Below are 15,684 nucleotides of genomic sequence, written 5' to 3' on the forward strand. Positions count from 1 at the left end.
CGGTGGTCCTTTGTTGAGCAGTGCCCGGGGGCCGTCTAGAGTCAAACCATGACTGAAGCCGACGCCGAAATCCTGGCGCTCCCCAGCGGGGACCCCACCTCATCGCTCATCTCCCTCCTTGACCTTGGTGAGCTGGAGGGTGCACGGACGGACGAAGACATCTTCCTGGGCCCGTCCCAGCAGCAGCCCCACCACAGGGTTTTCGGCGGCCAGGTGCTGGCACAGTCGCTCATCGCGTCCATCAGGACTGTGGACCCCGAACGATTTGTCCATTCCATGCACGGCTACTTCCTGCGCCCGGGCGACGCGAACAAGCCCATCACCTTCGGCGTCCAGCGCCTGCGGGACGGCCGGTCCTTCTCCGCCCGGCGGGTCCATGCCTACCAGGAGGGTGTGCCCATCCTGTCGATGATCGCGTCCTTCCAGGGCGAGGACGAAGGAGTGGAGCACGAGTCCACGATGCCCGGCGGCATCCCGGACCCGGAGTCGCTGCCCAGCACGGCAGACCTGCTCGGCAAGTTCGACCATCCGGTAGCGCGGCACTGGGCCTACGAGCGCCCGTTCGACATCCGGCACGTCGATCCCCCCTTGTATGTGTCGGCGAAGGGCAAGAGGGAAGCACGGAATGCGGTGTGGATGAAGACCTTCGGGCCGATGCCGGACAACCCCAACCTGCACCGGGCAGCCCTGGCGTACGCCAGCGACTACACCCTCCTTGAGTCCATCCTGCGGCGCCACGGGCTGAGCTGGATCACGCCGGGAATGAACGTGGCAAGCCTGGACCATGCCATGTGGTGGCACCGGCCTGCCCGCGTGGACGAATGGCTCCTGTATGTCCAGGAGTCACCCAGCGCCCAGGGGGCCCGTGGACTCGCGACCGGCAAGATCTTTAACCAGGCCGGGCAGCACGTTGCCTCCGTCGCGCAGGAGGGAATGGTCCGCGTCCCCACCGACCTGAAGAACAAAGTGGTGGGCGCTTTCCAGTCGAAGCTGATGGAGCACCAGATCCGCAGGGCCGGACGGGACTAGCACCGCTCCCCGCCCGGACACCAAGGAGGCCGGCACCCTTGATGGGTGCCGGCCTCTGGTGTGGTTTGCCCTGGGGCGTTACGCGTTTAGTCGCGGGTGAGGCGGCGGTGCGTGACGCGGTGCGGCTTGGCGGCATCCGGGCCGAGGCGCTCCACCTTGTTCTCCTCGTAAGATTCGAAGTTGCCCTCGAACCAGTACCACTTGGAGGGGTTTTCCTCGTCGCCTTCGTAGGCCAGGATGTGCGTGGCCACCCGGTCCAGGAACCAGCGGTCGTGGGAGACGACCACGGCGCAGCCCGGGAACTCAAGCAGTGCGTTTTCCAGGCTGCTGAGGGTTTCGACGTCGAGGTCGTTGGTGGGCTCATCGAGGAGCAGCAGGTTGCCGCCCTGCTTGAGGGTCAGCGCCAGGTTCAGCCGGTTGCGCTCACCGCCGGAAAGCACACCGGCCTTCTTCTGCTGGTCCGGGCCCTTGAAGCCGAAGGCAGCCACGTAGGCGCGGGACGGCATTTCGACGTGGCCCACCTGGATGAAGTCCAGGCCGTCAGAGACAACTTCCCACAGGGTCTTGTTGGGGTCGATGCCGCCGCGGCTCTGGTCCGCGTAGGAGATCTTGACGGAGTCGCCGATTTTCAGGTCACCGCCGTCGAGCGGTTCCAGCCCCACGATGGTCTTGAACAGCGTGGTCTTGCCGACGCCGTTGGGGCCGATGACGCCGACGATGCCGTTGCGGGGAAGGCTGAAGGACAGGCCGTCGATGAGGGTGCGGTCCTCGAAGCCCTTCTGGAGGTCCTTCGCTTCCAGCACCAGGCCGCCCAGGCGGGGTCCCGGCGGGATCTGGATCTCTTCGAAGTCCAGCTTGCGGGTGCGGTCCGCCTCTGCGGCCATCTCCTCGTAGCGGGCCAGGCGGGCCTTGGACTTGGTCTGGCGGCCCTTGGCGTTGGAACGGACCCACTCGAGTTCCTCGCTGAGGCGCTTGGCCTGCTTGGCGTCCTTCTTGCCCTGGATCTCCAGGCGGGCGCGCTTCTTCTCCAGGTAAGTGGAGTAGTTGCCCTCATAGGGGTACAGGTGGCCGCGGTCCACTTCGGCGATCCATTCCGCGACGTGGTCCAGGAAGTACCGGTCGTGGGTTACGGCGAGGACGGCGCCCGCATAGCTGGACAGGTGCTGTTCGAGCCACAGCACGCTTTCGGCGTCCAGGTGGTTGGTGGGCTCGTCCAGGAGCAGCAGGTCCGGCTTCTGCAGCAGGAGTTTGCACAGGGCTACGCGGCGGCGCTCACCACCGGAGAGGTTGGTGACGTCGGCGTCCGCGGGCGGGCAGCGGAGGGCGTCCATGGCCTGCTCCAGCTGGGAGTCCAGGTCCCAGGCGTCCGCGGCATCGATGGCTTCCTGCAGGTGGCCCATTTCCTCGAGGAGGGTGTCGTAGTCAGCATCGGGGCTGGCCATTTCTTCGGAAATCTCGTTGAACCGCTGGATTTTTCCGTAGATCTCGCCCACACCTTCCTGGACGTTGCCCAGGACGGTCTTTTCCTCGTTGAGCGGGGGCTCCTGGAGCAGGATGCCCACGGTGTAGCCGGGGCTTAACCGGGCCTCACCGTTGGAGGGAGTATCCAGTCCGGCCATGATCTTGAGGATGGTGGACTTACCGGCACCGTTCGGGCCCACAACACCGATCTTGGCGCCGGGGAAGAAGGACATGCTTACGTCATCAAGAATGAGTTTTTCGCCAACGGCTTTGCGGGCCTTGGTCATTGTGTAGATAAATTCCGCCATGGTTCCAAATCTAGTGGGTGGGCAGGCATATCTCACATTCCGCGCACCGGGCTTACGAGCCTACAAAGCACTTTCCGCTGGCCAGCACGGGCAACACCGTCACTGTCACTGCGCCGTCGCGGACCTGGCCGATCACGCAGTCACCGCCCTGGAGCACTGCCGCCTCGATGGCATCCGCTTCAAGGCCGGTGGGGGTGCGGCTCTGTGAAACCTCCAATGCCGCGGGTGCGATTCCCGCGCCCGTGAGGGCTTCCGAGACCTGTGCGGTAGCGGGTTTTGGCGATCCCGCAGCCAACCTGCCCAGCGCCTCCGTCACGGTCTTTTTGGTTCTTTCAGTGGCAGCCGCCGCTGCCGCGGCCGATGCCGTCCCGGATGTATCCGCCAGCGGTCCGGCGGCATTCGTCTCTGGTGCTGCAGACCGCGCTTCTGTTGCTGCGGGGCCGGCGGAGGCTGCAGGGGATGGTGCAGCCGACAATGTTCCGCTGACGCAGGCCGATAAACCTGCCGCCAGCGCTGTGGCAGCTACGGCCGCCCACAACCGGCGCGCGGCGCTGGGCGGGGCAACTCCGGGAGCCCCCGCTCCGGGAATGCTGGCTGGGGGGCTGTCCGGTGAGGCACCGGCTGTGGGGCTCTGCCGGTGGTCAGGGGTATGCCGCATGGTGTCATTCTGCCACGCGGCCTGGTCCGGCTCCGCAACCTGGGCGGGCAGTGCACGGCCCGGGGGGTGCCGCGCCACTGCCCGCCAAGGAACCGTGGGAACCGTTGAGGGGGACGCTGATAGGGAAATACTAGACTCCGGATTCGGCGAGTTCCCCCGTCTCCAGATCCAGTGACACGAGGTCGCCGTTGCTGTCCTCAATGAACGCCGCGGCAGGATCGCCACCGTCGAGATCGTCATCGCCGTCCTCCGGCTCGTCGAACGTTCCCTCCGTACCGCCCCGCTGCCCGGCGTCGAGGGGAGGCACTTCCTCCACGAGCGAGAGAAGCGGTTTTGTGGAGGACCGGATGAAGTTGGCCGTACCCCACGTCAGGTCGTGACCCACGGCGTCGGCGTCAATGGTGTGTGAGTAGTAGACCCTGCCGTCCCTTTCCCAACTGCGGATTTTCAGCTTGCCAACCACGATGACCGGCTGGCCTTTCCTGATGCTGCAGCCCATGCTTCCCGCGAGGTGGCGATAGCCCTGGACCAGGAACCAGTTCGTGTGGCCGTCTGTCCAGGTGCCGGATTCCTTGTTGAACCGGCGCGAGGTGGAACCGATACGGAAAGAGGCTGTGGCAACTCCCCCTGGGGTTGTGGCGCTTTTGATCTCGGTGGCAACGAAGCCCCGAATGGTGATTGTGTCGCTCATCTTCACGTCCTGTCGTCAATGGTGGTGCCCTAGCAGGCAAGACCAGCATGGCGCCGGCGCCGGCCCCCGGGGAGGCCGGGGTTGCCCTATGTGCATAACCCGCGGCAGCACACTGCCTGTGGAGGATTAGTAAGGGCCTCAGTTCAGTGACTACGCCGGGACTTCGGGCAATGTAAACTTTTTGAGGCGCCGGACTTCAGGTCCGGAATCAAATGCCTCAGTAGCTCAGGGGATAGAGCAGCGGCCTTCTAATCCGCCGGTCGGGGGTTCGATTCCCTCCTGGGGCACCCATGGGCAAACGCCCCGGTTCACGGACCGGGGCGTTTTGCTTTTTAGCAGCAGCGACAGCTGACGGGGCCCCCGGGCGCCGGCACGGTTTCAGGAATGCAGCCGGTGCGGCGCGTCCACCAGGGAACGGACCACGCTGCCGGCAGCGCCCAGCAAGGCCCCCGCATCCCCTACCTCGGAGGTGGTGACCCGACCGGGAGCAACCGCCCCCGGCGCGTACTTGGCAAGGCTTTCCAGGAGAGGCGCGCGGAGCCACTGGTCAAGCACGGCGAAGTGTCCACCAAGCACCACGGCCCTGATGTCCACCACGCGGGACGTCGACGCCACCGCCACGCCCAACGCCCTCCCCGCCTGTTGGACGGCGAGCAGGGCAGCGGGCTCCCCGGCGCCGAGCGCGCCCAGCAGGCGGGACATGCTTTCAGACCGTGACCACCCCTTCGCTGTGATGCCGGCAGCAGAAAATATTGCGTCCTGCCCGGCTATCGTCTCCAGACACCCCGTTCCGCCGCAGGAACAGAGGACCCCCTCCGGTTGGACCACGATGTGGCCCACCTCCCCGGCATTGCCTTGCGGCCCGGTGAAAAGCTCCGAATTGATCACCAGGCCTCCGCCGACGCCCACCTCGCCGGAGACGAACAGGAAGTTCCGCCTTCCGTGGGGGCCGTGGGCCAGTTCCGCGAGCGCGGCAGCATTGGCCTCGTTGAAGAGGGAGACACCCAACGGCACGTCGGGAAGCAGCCGCTCCATGTCCAGCTTTGTGTCCAGCCAGCCCAGGTTCGGGGCGGCGGTCACGGTTGAACTGCCGGCGTCAACGAGGCCCGGTACGGCGAGTCCTCCGCCCAGGACCTCAACACCCGACGCCGCGGCCGCTTTCCGCACGTCGGCAGCGAGCGCGGCGAGTGCGGACAGCACGGGAGCGCTGGCGCTGTCGCGGTTGTCCCGTTCCCGGATTTCCTGCACCACCAGGCTTCCCGAAAGGTCTGTCACTCCGGCAGCAATGTAGTCGACGTTGATTTCCATGCCCATGACACCCCGGGCCGGATTCAGTTCCAGCCCGACCCCCGGCCGGCCCCGCTCCCCCTGCCGGCTCAGGCCGACCTCCCGCAGCAGTCCGGCTCCCAAAAGGTCCAGGACGATGCTCGAAACAGAGGCTTTGGTCAGCCCGGTGGCTGCGGCAACCTGTGCCCGGGTCAGATGTATGCCGGCCGGCGCCTGCGCCACCCGGGCAAGGACCAGGGCGAGGTTATTCCGCCGCACATGGGCCATGTTTCCCGGGCTGGCTGCGTCGGGTGCAGTGGCAGCTGCGGTACTGGCCATGGCCGTTCTCCTCGGAGTGGAAGCGGACCCGTCCCTCACGGACCCTTTGGCTATTGACCTTAGCGTAAACACTCTTATATAGTTCAAGCGATAAACTAATCATGCCGTAACCGGCGACATCCGAGTGCAAGGACGCAACATGGCTATCTCCCCCTCCCCCGCTGACAAGTTCACCTTCGGTCTTTGGACCGTGGGCTGGACGGGCGCCGACCCGTTCGGTGTCGCCACCCGGGCCGCCTTGGACCCGGTGGAGGCGGTCCACCGGCTCAGTGAGCTTGGCGCCTACGGCATCACGTTCCACGACAACGACCTGGTGCCCTTCGACGCCAGCGCGTCGGAGCGGGACCTGATCCTGAAGAACTTCAAGGCAGCCCTGGCCGAGACCGGCCTGAAGGTCCCGATGGTGACCACCAACCTGTTCAGCCACCCGGTGTTCAAGGACGGCGGCTTCACCTCCAACGACCGCTCGATCCGCCGCTTCGCCCTGTCCAAGGTGCTGCGCAACATCGATTCCGCCGCCGAGTTCGGCGCCGAAACGTTCGTCATGTGGGGCGGGCGCGAGGGCAGCGAATACGACGGCTCGAAGGACCTCTCGGCCGCCCTGGACCGGATGAAGGAAGGCGTGGACACCGCCGCGGCCTACATCAAGGACAAGGGCTACAACCTGCGCATCGCCCTGGAGCCCAAGCCCAACGAACCCCGCGGCGACATCTTCCTGCCCACCGTCGGGCACGGCCTGGCGTTCATCGCCCAGCTCGAGCACGGCGACATCGTGGGCCTCAACCCCGAAACCGGGCACGAGCAGATGGCCGGCCTCAACTTCACCCACGGCATCGCCCAGGCCCTGTGGGCCGGCAAGCTCTTCCACATCGACCTCAACGGCCAGCGCGGCATCAAGTACGACCAGGACCTCGTCTTCGGCCACGGCGACCTCACCAGCGCGTTCTTCACCGTTGACCTGCTCGAAAACGGCTTCCCCGGCGGCGGCCCCCGCTACGAGGGACCCCGCCACTTCGACTACAAGCCCTCCCGCACCGACGGCTACGACGGCGTCTGGGACTCGGCCAAAGCCAACATGGCCACCTACCTGCTCCTCAAGGAACGCGCCCTCGCGTTCCGCGCAGACCCCGAGGTCCAGGAAGCCCTCCGCACCTCAGGCGTCTTCGAACTCGGCGAGTCCACCCTCGCCGCCGGCGAAACCACCGCGGACCTGCTCGCAGACACCACCGCCTTCGAGGACTTCGACGCCGACAAGGCCGGCGAACGCTCCTTCGCATTCGTCCGCCTCAACCAGCTCGCCATCGAACACCTCCTGGGCGCCCGCTAAACCATGGCACTCGTAGCAGGGATCGACAGCTCCACCCAGTCCTGCAAAGTGGTGATTCGCGATTCGGACACGGGAGCATTGGTCCGGCAGGGCAGGGCAGGCCACCCGGACGGGACCGAGATCCACCCGGACCACTGGTGGGCCGCCCTCCAGGACGCACTGCACCAGGCCGGCGGCCTGGAGGATGTGGCAGCCGTCTCGGTGGGAGGGCAGCAGCACGGCATGGTCTGCCTGGACAGCGAGGGCCAGGTTGTCCGGCCGGCGCTGCTGTGGAATGACACCCGCAGTGCCGGCGCGGCACTGGACCTGATCAGCACCGCCGGTGACGGCGACACCGCCGCCGGCGCCCGCTACTGGGCCCGTGCAACCGGCACCGTCCCGGTCGCTTCGCTGACCCTGACCAAACTGCACTGGCTCGCCGCCAACGAGCCGGAGAACGCGGCCAAAGTTGCGGCAGTCTGCCTGCCCCATGACTGGCTGACCTGGCGGCTGACGGGCCATGGGCCGGGCAGCGGTCCGGGAAACCTCGAGGCCCTCGCCACTGACCGTTCCGACGCCTCCGGCACGGGCTACTACTCGACGGCGACGGGCGAGTACCTGCCAGGGCTCCTGGAGTCCTCGCTGGGGCACGTTCCGCTGCTGCCCGGAGTCATGGGCCCGCTGGAGGTCGCCGGCAAGACTCCGGACGGCGCCCTCCTGGCCGCCGGCGCCGGGGACAACGCGGCGGCGGCACTGGGGGTGGGCGCCGGCGTGGGTGATGTGGTGATGTCGCTGGGCACCTCGGGAACGGTCTTTGCCGTGTCAGATACTCCCGCCGCCGATCCGTCCGGGCTGGTGGCAGGGTTCGCCGATGCTTCCGGGAACTACCTGCCGCTGGTGTGCACCCTGAACGCCACCCGCGTTTTTAACGCCACTGCAGCCCTGCTGGACGTCAGCCTTGCGGAGTTCAACGAGCTGGCGCTGACCGCCGAACCAGGCGCCGGGGGCCTCACCCTCGTTCCCTATTTCGACGGCGAGCGCACGCCGAACCTGCCCGACGCCACCGGTTCGCTGCACGGCATCACCCGCGGGAACTACACGCCGGTGAACCTGGCGCGGGCCGCCGTCGAAGGCGTTGTGTGCTCCCTGGCGGACGGGCTGGCCGCCCTGCAGGAACAGGGCGTGGAGGCGCGGCGCATCATCCTGGTGGGCGGCGGAGCGCAGTCCCCGGCAGTCCAGGAAGCGGCGGCGCAGCTGCTGGGAATCAGCATCACCGTGCCGCGCCCGGGTGAGTACGTGGCCGACGGCGCCGCCCGCCAGGCCGCCGCGGCACTCACCGGGGAATTTCCGCAGTGGGTGCTGGACGCCGTCGACCTCCCTGCAGGGCAGGACGACGCCGGCGTGCTGGCACGCTACCGCCGCTGCGCCTCGACGTACGCCTGACATTCCACAAGAAAAGGACCCGGACCGCACTGTGGCGAATTCACGGCGCGTTCCGGGTCCCCTTTTAGGGTGGGGCGCAGGCTCCTGCCAGTTGTGTTGGGAACGTGGCAGGAGCCCGCGGTCTGGATCAGGTCAGGCGTACGGGAGGACAAGCTCCGCGTAGCGCTCCTTCACCGTGGCCAGGACGGCGTTGCCGTCCGTGTCCCAGATGTCCTGATTGAAGATTTCCACTTCGATGTCACCGGTGTACCCGGCATCGCGCACCCAGGTTCCGATGGCGGCGAAGTCCACCACGCCGTCACCCATGTACCCGCGGGACAGCAGTGGATCGGCTGCAATGGGCATGTTGAAGTCGCACACCTGGTAGGACGCAATGCGTCCCTCCCGGCCGGCGCGCTCGATCTGCGCCTTCAGTTCCGGATCCCACCAGACGTGGAAAGTGTCGACGGCGACGCCCACCGCTGAGGCGGCGAAGGGCGCCGCGAGGTCCAGGGCCTGCCCCAGGGTGGAGATCAGGGCACGGTCGGCGGCGTACATCGGGTGCAGCGGCTCCAGCACCAGCCGGACGCCGTTCTCCTCGGCGAAGGGGACCAGGTCGGCGAGACGGTCCGCCACGCGCCGGCGCGCAGCCACCACGTCCTTCTCCCCCGGGGCCAGCCCGCCGACCACCAGGAACAGTTCCCGGGTGCCGAGCGCAACGGCTTCCAGGATGGCGGCGCGGTTGTCAGCCAGGGCTGCGGCCTGCCCTTCGGCATCGGGTGCGGTAAGGAACCCGCCCCGGCACAGGGATGAGACGCGGAGCCCGGCATCCTTGATGAGGCGTGCCGCCTTATCCAGGCCTGCCTCCTCCACGCGGTCCCGCCAGGGACCGATGGCGGGGATACCGGCGTTGACGCAGCCGTCAATCACCTGGGCCAGGGTCCACTTCTTGGTGGTGGCGCTGTTGAGGGAAAGGCGCGCGAAGTCTGCCGTTCCCGATGTGCTGGTCATACGCCCACCCCGTTGATGCGCAGGTAGTCGGACATCCGGAAAGCTGCCAGTGCCGGGTCCCGCAGCAGGCCCGCCTTGTCCGCCAGTTCGAAGGTCCTTGCCAGGTGGCATACCGAGCGGCCCGAGTGGAGGCCCCCCACCATCTGGAAGCCGGGCTGCCTGCCGTTGAGCCAGGACATAAACGCGATCCCGGTCTTGTAGTAGAACGTGGGGGCGCTGAAGATGTGCTTGCCCAGTTCCCGCGTGGAGTCGAGGATTTCGCGCGCCTTCGCGGCGTTGCCGGCGTCGTAGTTCTGCAGCGCCACCGAGGCGGCGGGGTAGATCGCCGCGAAGATGCCCAGCAGGGCGTCCGAATGGTGGCTGCCGTCGCCGTCGATCAGCTCGGGGTAGTTGAAGTCGTCGCCGGTGTAGAGGCGGACGCCGTCGGGCAGGGCCGCCCGCAGGGCAACCTCGTGGCTGGCGTCGAGCAGTGAGACCTTGACGCCGTCCACCTTGGCCGCGTTGTCCTTGATGAGGCCAAGGAAGGTTTCGGTTGCCGTTGCGACATCGTCCGAACCCCAGTAGCCGGCGAGGGCGGGATCGAACATGGTGCCAAGCCAGTGGAGGATGACGGGCTGGTCCACTTCCTGCAGCAGGGTGGAGTAGACCTTCAGGTAGTCCTCGGGACCGCGGGCAACCTTGGCCAGGGCGCGGGAGGCCATGAGGATCACCTTCGGCCCGGCTTCACTGACCACGGCGATCTGCTCGCGGTAGGCCTCAAGGACGGCCTTGATGCCGGCCTCCCCGGTTGGCAGGGAGGCGCTGTCCAGCTGGTCGGTGCCGGCACCGCAGGAAACGAGGTCCCGCACCGATTTGCCGGCCGTTGCCGCGTTGCCGGCCGAAACCACCGAGGCTGCCTCGACGCCGGTGCGCTTGATGAGCTGCTGGGTGGCCGCCCAGTCAAGGCCCATGCCGCGCTGGGCGGTGTCCATGGCGTCGGCCACACCCAGGCCGTAGGACCACAGCTCGTGGCGGTAGGCCATGGTGGCGTCCCAGTCGAGCCGGGCGGGCGCGCCGGGAGTGTTGTCGGCCAGGACTTCGGGGATCACATGCGCTGCGGCATAGGCGCGGCGGGCGATGAGCGGCGCGGTGGGCCGGGCCCAGGACGTGCCGCCCTGGAGGCGGTATTCCCGGGTGCCGCCGTCGTGTGAGGGCAGGATGAGTGAGGTCATTAGAGGGTGATCTCCGGGATGTCGAGGGTGCGGCGTTCGTCGTTGGACTGCAGGCCGAGCTCGGCGAGCTGGACACCGCGGGCGGCGGACAGGAGACCGAAGCGGTGTTCGCGGCCGGCGACGACGTCGCGGAGGAATTCTTCCCACTGCAGCTTGAAGCCGTTGTCCAGGTCAGCATTGGCCGGGACTTCCTGCCACTGGTCACGGAAGGATTCCGTGACGGGAAGGTCCGGGTTCCAGACGGGCTTCGGCGTGTGCGCGCGCTGCTGCGCGACGCACTTGTTCAGGCCTGCGACGGCGGAGCCGTGCGTGCCGTCCACCTGGAACTCCACCAGTTCGTCGCGATAGACGCGGACCGCCCACGACGAGTTGATCTGGCCGATGACTTCGTCGCCGCCCGGGGTTTCCAGCTCGAAAATGCCGTAGGAGGCGTCGTCTGCGGTGGCTTTGTACTCCTTGCCTGCCTCGTCCCACCGGGTGGGGATGTGGGTGGCGGTCCTGGCGCTGACGCTCTTGACCTTGCCGATGATGCCTTCGAGGACATAGTTCCAGTGGCAGAACATGTCCGTGGTCATGCCGCCGCCGTCTTCCTTGCGGTAATTCCAGGACGGACGCTGGGCGGCCTGGATGTCACCTTCGAAGACCCAGTAGCCGAACTCACCGCGGATGGAGAGGATGCGGCCGAAGAAGCCCTCGTCCACCAGGCGGCGGAGCTTGACCAGGCCGGGCAGGTACAGCTTGTCGTGGACCACGCCCGCGGTGACGCCGGCTTCCTTGCCGATCCGGGCCAGGTCAATGGCCTCTTCAAGTGTCTCGGCAGTGGGCTTCTCGGTGAAGATGTGCTTGCCGGCCTGCATGGCCTTCTTCAGGGTGGCCGAGCGGAGGCTGGTCATGGACGCATCGAAAACGACGTCGACAGTGGGGTCGTTGATGACGGCGTCCAGGTCGGTGCTCCACTCGGAGACCTTGTGCTTTTCGGCGAGTTCCCGGATCTTCGCTTCGTTGCGGCCCACCAGAATGGGCTCAACCTGGATGCGGGTGCCGTCCTCCAGCGTGAATCCACCGGCGTCCCGGATGGGAAGGATGGAGCGCAGCAGATGCTGGCGGTACCCCATCCGTCCGGTAATGCCGTTCATGGCAATGCGGATTGTTTTTGTCTCGACGCCCATAAGTCCTCCACGGTGAGTGAGCAGTCCTACTGAAGTTGTAGTTCTACTGCAGCTGAATTGGGAAAGCGCATTCCCACTACGTCAATGATGCACGTCGGCACACTTGTTGGCAAGCGCTTTCCGGCGCGGCTAAAAACTGCCATAATGTGGTAACGCCCATTGACCCAACAAAGCCGACCAGGAGACGCTGTGGCTGCAAGTACCCTTACCGAGGTGGCGCGGCTGGCTGGGGTATCTCCCGCCACCGCCAGCCGGGTCCTCAACGGTTCCGCGCGCAAGCCGGGGCAGGACATTGCGGACCGTGTCCGGCAGGCCGCCGACTCGCTTGGCTACATTCCCAACGCCCAGGCCCAGGGGCTGGCAAAGTCCAGTTCGGGCCTTATCGGCTTGATCGTGCACGACATCGCGGACCCCTATTTCGCCGCCATCGCCCGGGGAGTCCAGGCAGCGGCCCGGGAACAGCGCAAGATGGTGCTTCTGGCGACCACCGGCGGGGCGCCGGCGGAGGAGCGGGAAGCGGTGGCCGCCTTCGCCGCACGGCGTGCCGATTCGATCGTGATTGCGGGATCCCGCTCGTCCAGGGAGGAGGACCGGGACGACAACGCGGACCTTGCAGCGGAGCTTGACCGGTACTGCCGCAACGGCGGCCGGGTGGCCGTGGTGGGACATCCGGTAGTGGGTGCCACCGCCCCTGAGGGGTACCACGTTGTTGCCGTGCCGAACCAGGAACTCGCCGGCGACCTGGCAGCCGAGCTTGCTGCCGGCTGGGTTGGCAATTTCGTCATCATCGGAGGTCCCGAGGGCCTCTTTACGTCGGACGACCGCATCCGCGGCTTCCAGGAAGGCCTGGCCAAGGCCGGCCGGGGCCCTGCGGAGATCCTGCGCACCTCGTTCAACCGCGCCGGAGGCTACGACGCGGGCATCAAGCTGGCTGCCAGGATCAAGGCTGAGCGGACACCGGAGGGCGATGGTCCTGGCACGGCGAAGATGTGCATCTTCGCCGTCAACGACGTCATGGCCATCGGGGCCTCGGCAGCACTGCGGGCTGAAGGGCTCCGGGTTCCGCGGGACGCCAGGATTGCCGGATTCGACGATATCGAGACGCTGCGGGATTTCCGCCCTGCCCTCTCCACGGTCCGCCTGCCGCTGGAAGACATCGGCCGGCTTGCTACCCGGGCGACGGCCGCCGGTTCCGGCAGCAGCGATGGCCAGGAGGACGAAGATCCACAGCCCGTGAGGGGCGAAGTCACGCTTCGCCGCAGCACGGAGGCAGTGGCCTGAGCATCGTGTCCGGGCTGACCGCTGTCCCTGCACGTGCCGGAGCGGGCAGCGCCGGAGGTGCCAGGCCCGCCGCGCTGGTCCTGCCCGGCGGCGGCTACGGCCGCCAGGCGGACCACGAAGCGGAGCCCGTGGCCGAATGGCTCGCCGCGCTAGGCATCCACGCCTTCGTGCTGAGATACCGCGTGGCCCCGGACCGGCATCCAGCCCCGCTGCAGGACGCCAAGGAAGCCATGCTGCATATCCGTGGCGGGTCCCATGGTTTGGCCGTCGATCCGCAGCGGGTCGGCGTCCTCGGATTTTCGGCCGGTGGGCACCTTGCCGCCACGCTCTCTACCGCCGTGGCAACAGGCCGCGAGCGCTTCGACGTTCCCGGTGCGGTCCCGGACCTGACCGTCCTGTGCTATCCCGTGGTGTCCTACACCACGTCGGTGCACCAGGGTTCGATGGACAACCTCCTCGGCGACGCGCCGTCGTCGGACATCCTTGCGGAACTCTCCGCAGAACGGCGGGTGACTGCCGCTACCCCTCCCGCGTTTATCTGGCACACCGCGGACGACGACGCCGTCCACGTCAGCCACAGCCTGGGCTACGCTGGGGCGCTTATGGGCACGGGCGTGCCTGCCGAGCTGCATGTCTTTCCCCATGGCCGCCACGGGCTGGGCCTCGCCGCAGGGGAACCGGGGCCGGACCAGTGGACGCGGCTGTGTGCAGCCTGGCTGGCGCGGGCAGGCTGGACCTCCCCGTGGATACCGGCCGGCAGGCGGGACCAGGTGTAAAACTAGGCGAGGGCCCGGATGGTCCAGGACGCTGAGTGCGACTCCCCCGGCTTGAGGTGCACGACGTCCGTCCCCGAGTTGAAGGCGTCAGGCGGGCAGGTCATGGGTTCAACGGCCAGCCCCAGCCTGTCCGGGCCAACCGGCTTGTCGGCAGTGTGGACCTGGACCCAGGGCCACTCCGTGCCCCATTCCAGTTCCACGCCCGTTCCCGCGGGATCCTGCACGCGGACCCGGGCCAGCCCGGCGGCGTCGCGGGAAATCCCTGTGAAGGCATGGTCAATCTTCACCGGCCCCAGCGGCCGGGGACTGCGGAAATCGAAGTTGTTCTCCTCCACGCCCTTCATGCCCATGGGGAGCAGCCGGTCCGGCGTCACCTCGAGGAATTGGCACGCCGGCAATTCCAGCGTCCATTGGTCCAGCCGTCCCGGGCCGGCCACCAGGTAGGGGTGGGGACACACGCCGTAAGGGGCGCTGGCGGACCCGGTATTCACAGTCCTCACCATACTCCGCAACCCACCGGGATCCAGCGAGTAGGAAACGGAGACCTCAAGATCCGATGGGTAGTGCGGGCCCGCGCCGATCGTGCACGCCAGGACCACGCGGTCCTCAGCCGCCTCCCGCACCTGCCACATCTGCTCCGTGGCCAGGCCGTGCAACGCCGAACCGCGCTCAGGCTCGTTGACGGCGGCCCGGTAGGCAGTTCCGGCGTAGGTATACCTGCCGTCCGCCAGGCGGTTCGGCCACGGGGCGCAGACAACCCCGCGGTAGTCAGGAACCGGGCCATCCGGACCAAAGCCCACCACCAGGTGCCGGCCGTTGTGCCGCAGTTCCCGAAGGGCGCCTCCGCGGGCTGTAACCACGGCGGTGTAGGGGCCACTTGCAATGCTGTGTTCCGTGGATGGCATGAAAATCCCCTTCGAGGCCGAGACTCTTGTGAGCGCTAACCAGCCTAGCGCATGTATCTCGGCTCGGCACTGGGAAAGCCCTCCGCTGGATAAAGTTGCCCCATGGCCAGACCGGACCCGGTGAACAGCGAAGTGCTCTCTGCCGTCCGCCGCGCACTGCGTGAACGGGCAGATCCAGTACGGGGTGCCGGAGCGCAGGCCTACATGAAGTCCACCATGCCTTGCCTCGGTGTGCGCGTCCCTGAAGTCCGCCGTATCGCCGCCGCCGCGGTTGCCGGCACTCCCTTCGCCTCGGCCGGCCAACTGCGCGCCACCGTCCTTGGGCTCTGGCGGAACGCTGCGGCCCGCGAGGAACGCTATGCGGCCATCGACCTGACCGGGGCGCCGCTGGCAGCGGGTGACATTCTGATGCTGCCCGTTTATGAGGAAATGATTCGCAGCGGCGCGTGGTGGGACTTCGTGGACCCGGTAGCAATGCGCCTGTGCGGCCTGCTGCAAGCCAACCGTGAGGAGATGTCAGCAGTCCTGGTCCGTTGGAGCAGCGATCCGGACTTCTGGATAAGGAGGGCTGCCATCCTCGCGCAGCTTAAGGCGAAGGCCGCCACTGACACCGTGCTCCTGTCCCAGGTCCTGGAAACAAACATGGCAGACCCGGAGTTCTTCATCCGGAAAGCGATCGGGTGGGCCCTGCGCGAGTATTCCAAGACGGCACCGGAGTGGGTGGCCGCCTTCGTGGCGGAACATGCGGCCACCCTCAGCTCCTTGTCCCGGAGGGAGGCTGTCCGGCGCCTCCCTGCCGCCGCGTCCGACGTATAACGGCGGTGGCAGGCATCCTGGAGTCAGGGAAGTCC

Annotated in this window: 14 protein-coding genes and 1 tRNA gene; 7 read left to right on the forward strand and 8 right to left on the reverse strand. The window is 67.2% G+C overall.

Annotation, left to right across the window (positions count from 1 at the left end; translation table 11 throughout):
* Positions 1-48 precede the first annotated feature (48 nt).
* Positions 49-1,029 carry an acyl-CoA thioesterase gene (locus tag C3B78_RS11725; protein WP_104998235.1) on the forward strand — a complete coding sequence of 327 codons (981 nt, stop codon included), beginning with the start codon at positions 49-51 and terminating at the stop codon, positions 1,027-1,029.
* 86 nt (positions 1,030-1,115) lie between these two features.
* On the opposite strand, the gene ettA is transcribed toward C3B78_RS11725, so the two are convergent.
* The 3 genes from ettA to C3B78_RS11740 all read right to left on the reverse strand — a co-directional run bounded on the left by ettA (position 1,116) and on the right by C3B78_RS11740 (position 4,147).
* Positions 1,116-2,798: an energy-dependent translational throttle protein EttA gene (ettA, locus tag C3B78_RS11730; protein ID WP_104998236.1), complete on the reverse strand. Its 1,683-nt coding sequence runs from the start codon at positions 2,796-2,798 to the stop codon at positions 1,116-1,118.
* A gap of 52 nt (positions 2,799-2,850) precedes the next feature.
* On the reverse strand, positions 2,851-3,456 hold the full coding sequence (locus C3B78_RS11735) for a DUF6993 domain-containing protein (RefSeq protein ID WP_104999756.1): 606 nt from the start codon (positions 3,454-3,456) through the stop codon (positions 2,851-2,853).
* Between the two features lie 130 nt (positions 3,457-3,586).
* Positions 3,587-4,147 carry a single-stranded DNA-binding protein gene (locus C3B78_RS11740; RefSeq protein WP_104998237.1) on the reverse strand — a complete coding sequence of 187 codons (561 nt, stop codon included), beginning with the start codon at positions 4,145-4,147 and terminating at the stop codon, positions 3,587-3,589.
* Between the two features lie 214 nt (positions 4,148-4,361).
* On the opposite strand from C3B78_RS11740, the gene C3B78_RS11745 reads away from it, so the two are divergent.
* A tRNA-Arg gene (locus C3B78_RS11745) sits at positions 4,362-4,434 on the forward strand.
* A 91-nt stretch (positions 4,435-4,525) separates the two neighbouring features.
* Here C3B78_RS11745 and C3B78_RS11750 read toward each other — a convergent pair.
* On the reverse strand, positions 4,526-5,752 hold the full coding sequence (locus C3B78_RS11750) for an ROK family protein (protein ID WP_104998238.1): 1,227 nt from the start codon (positions 5,750-5,752) through the stop codon (positions 4,526-4,528).
* Positions 5,753-5,891: 139 nt separating this feature from the next.
* On the opposite strand from C3B78_RS11750, the gene xylA reads away from it, so the two are divergent.
* A complete protein-coding gene (gene xylA, locus C3B78_RS11755) occupies positions 5,892-7,079 on the forward strand; it encodes a xylose isomerase (RefSeq protein WP_104998239.1) in 1,188 nt (395 codons plus the stop codon).
* 3 nt (positions 7,080-7,082) lie between these two features.
* The gene (gene xylB / locus C3B78_RS11760; RefSeq protein ID WP_104998240.1) at positions 7,083-8,501 is read left to right on the forward strand and encodes a xylulokinase; all 1,419 of its coding nucleotides are present in this window, start codon (positions 7,083-7,085) and stop codon (positions 8,499-8,501) included.
* A gap of 132 nt (positions 8,502-8,633) precedes the next feature.
* Here xylB and C3B78_RS11765 read toward each other — a convergent pair whose 3' ends face one another.
* Genes C3B78_RS11765 through C3B78_RS11775 form a run of 3 tightly spaced genes read right to left on the reverse strand, consistent with a single transcriptional unit; the run spans position 8,634 to position 11,871 of the window.
* On the reverse strand, positions 8,634-9,491 hold the full coding sequence (locus C3B78_RS11765) for a sugar phosphate isomerase/epimerase family protein (RefSeq protein ID WP_104998241.1): 858 nt from the start codon (positions 9,489-9,491) through the stop codon (positions 8,634-8,636).
* Positions 9,488-10,702: a dihydrodipicolinate synthase family protein gene (locus tag C3B78_RS11770; RefSeq protein WP_104998242.1), complete on the reverse strand. Its 1,215-nt coding sequence runs from the start codon at positions 10,700-10,702 to the stop codon at positions 9,488-9,490. Before C3B78_RS11770 ends, C3B78_RS11765 begins: the two co-directional genes overlap by 4 nt.
* A complete protein-coding gene (locus C3B78_RS11775; RefSeq protein WP_104998243.1) occupies positions 10,702-11,871 on the reverse strand; it encodes a Gfo/Idh/MocA family protein in 1,170 nt (389 codons plus the stop codon). The genes C3B78_RS11770 and C3B78_RS11775 overlap by 1 nt, the downstream gene beginning before the upstream one ends.
* A 189-nt stretch (positions 11,872-12,060) precedes the next feature.
* Here C3B78_RS11775 and C3B78_RS11780 point away from each other — a divergent pair, with 189 nt between their 5' ends.
* The gene (locus tag C3B78_RS11780; protein WP_104998244.1) at positions 12,061-13,152 is read left to right on the forward strand and encodes a LacI family DNA-binding transcriptional regulator; all 1,092 of its coding nucleotides are present in this window, start codon (positions 12,061-12,063) and stop codon (positions 13,150-13,152) included.
* A gap of 5 nt (positions 13,153-13,157) precedes the next feature.
* Positions 13,158-13,928 carry an alpha/beta hydrolase gene (locus tag C3B78_RS11785; RefSeq protein WP_442778242.1) on the forward strand — a complete coding sequence of 257 codons (771 nt, stop codon included), beginning with the start codon at positions 13,158-13,160 and terminating at the stop codon, positions 13,926-13,928.
* Positions 13,929-13,930: 2 nt separating this feature from the next.
* Here C3B78_RS11785 and C3B78_RS11790 read toward each other — a convergent pair whose 3' ends face one another.
* Positions 13,931-14,833, reverse strand: coding sequence for an aldose 1-epimerase family protein (locus C3B78_RS11790; RefSeq protein ID WP_104998246.1), 903 nt, complete (start codon positions 14,831-14,833; stop codon positions 13,931-13,933).
* Between the two features lie 102 nt (positions 14,834-14,935).
* Between C3B78_RS11790 and C3B78_RS11795 the strand changes: the two genes are divergently transcribed.
* Positions 14,936-15,649, forward strand: coding sequence for a DNA alkylation repair protein (locus tag C3B78_RS11795; protein WP_104998247.1), 714 nt, complete (start codon positions 14,936-14,938; stop codon positions 15,647-15,649).
* Positions 15,650-15,684: the final 35 nt, after the last annotated feature.

Origin of the sequence: Arthrobacter sp. PGP41, assembly GCF_002953935.1 — a bacterium.
Taxonomy (GTDB): domain Bacteria; phylum Actinomycetota; class Actinomycetes; order Actinomycetales; family Micrococcaceae; genus Arthrobacter.

Bases quoted from the DNA above. Each gene is read 5' to 3' on its own strand.
- C3B78_RS11725 (WP_104998235.1), top strand. From the start codon at position 49: ATGACTGAAGCCGACGCCGAAATCCTGGCGCTCCCCAGCGGGGACCCC.
- ettA (WP_104998236.1), bottom strand. From the start codon at position 2,798: ATGGCGGAATTTATCTACACAATGACCAAGGCCCGCAAAGCCGTTGGC.
- C3B78_RS11735 (WP_104999756.1), bottom strand. From the start codon at position 3,456: ATGCGGCATACCCCTGACCACCGGCAGAGCCCCACAGCCGGTGCCTCA.
- C3B78_RS11740 (WP_104998237.1), bottom strand. From the start codon at position 4,147: ATGAGCGACACAATCACCATTCGGGGCTTCGTTGCCACCGAGATCAAA.
- C3B78_RS11750 (WP_104998238.1), bottom strand. From the start codon at position 5,752: ATGGCCAGTACCGCAGCTGCCACTGCACCCGACGCAGCCAGCCCGGGA.
- xylA (WP_104998239.1), top strand. From the start codon at position 5,892: ATGGCTATCTCCCCCTCCCCCGCTGACAAGTTCACCTTCGGTCTTTGG.
- xylB (WP_104998240.1), top strand. From the start codon at position 7,083: ATGGCACTCGTAGCAGGGATCGACAGCTCCACCCAGTCCTGCAAAGTG.
- C3B78_RS11765 (WP_104998241.1), bottom strand. From the start codon at position 9,491: ATGACCAGCACATCGGGAACGGCAGACTTCGCGCGCCTTTCCCTCAAC.
- C3B78_RS11770 (WP_104998242.1), bottom strand. From the start codon at position 10,702: ATGACCTCACTCATCCTGCCCTCACACGACGGCGGCACCCGGGAATAC.
- C3B78_RS11775 (WP_104998243.1), bottom strand. From the start codon at position 11,871: ATGGGCGTCGAGACAAAAACAATCCGCATTGCCATGAACGGCATTACC.
- C3B78_RS11790 (WP_104998246.1), bottom strand. From the start codon at position 14,833: ATGCCATCCACGGAACACAGCATTGCAAGTGGCCCCTACACCGCCGTG.
- C3B78_RS11795 (WP_104998247.1), top strand. From the start codon at position 14,936: ATGGCCAGACCGGACCCGGTGAACAGCGAAGTGCTCTCTGCCGTCCGC.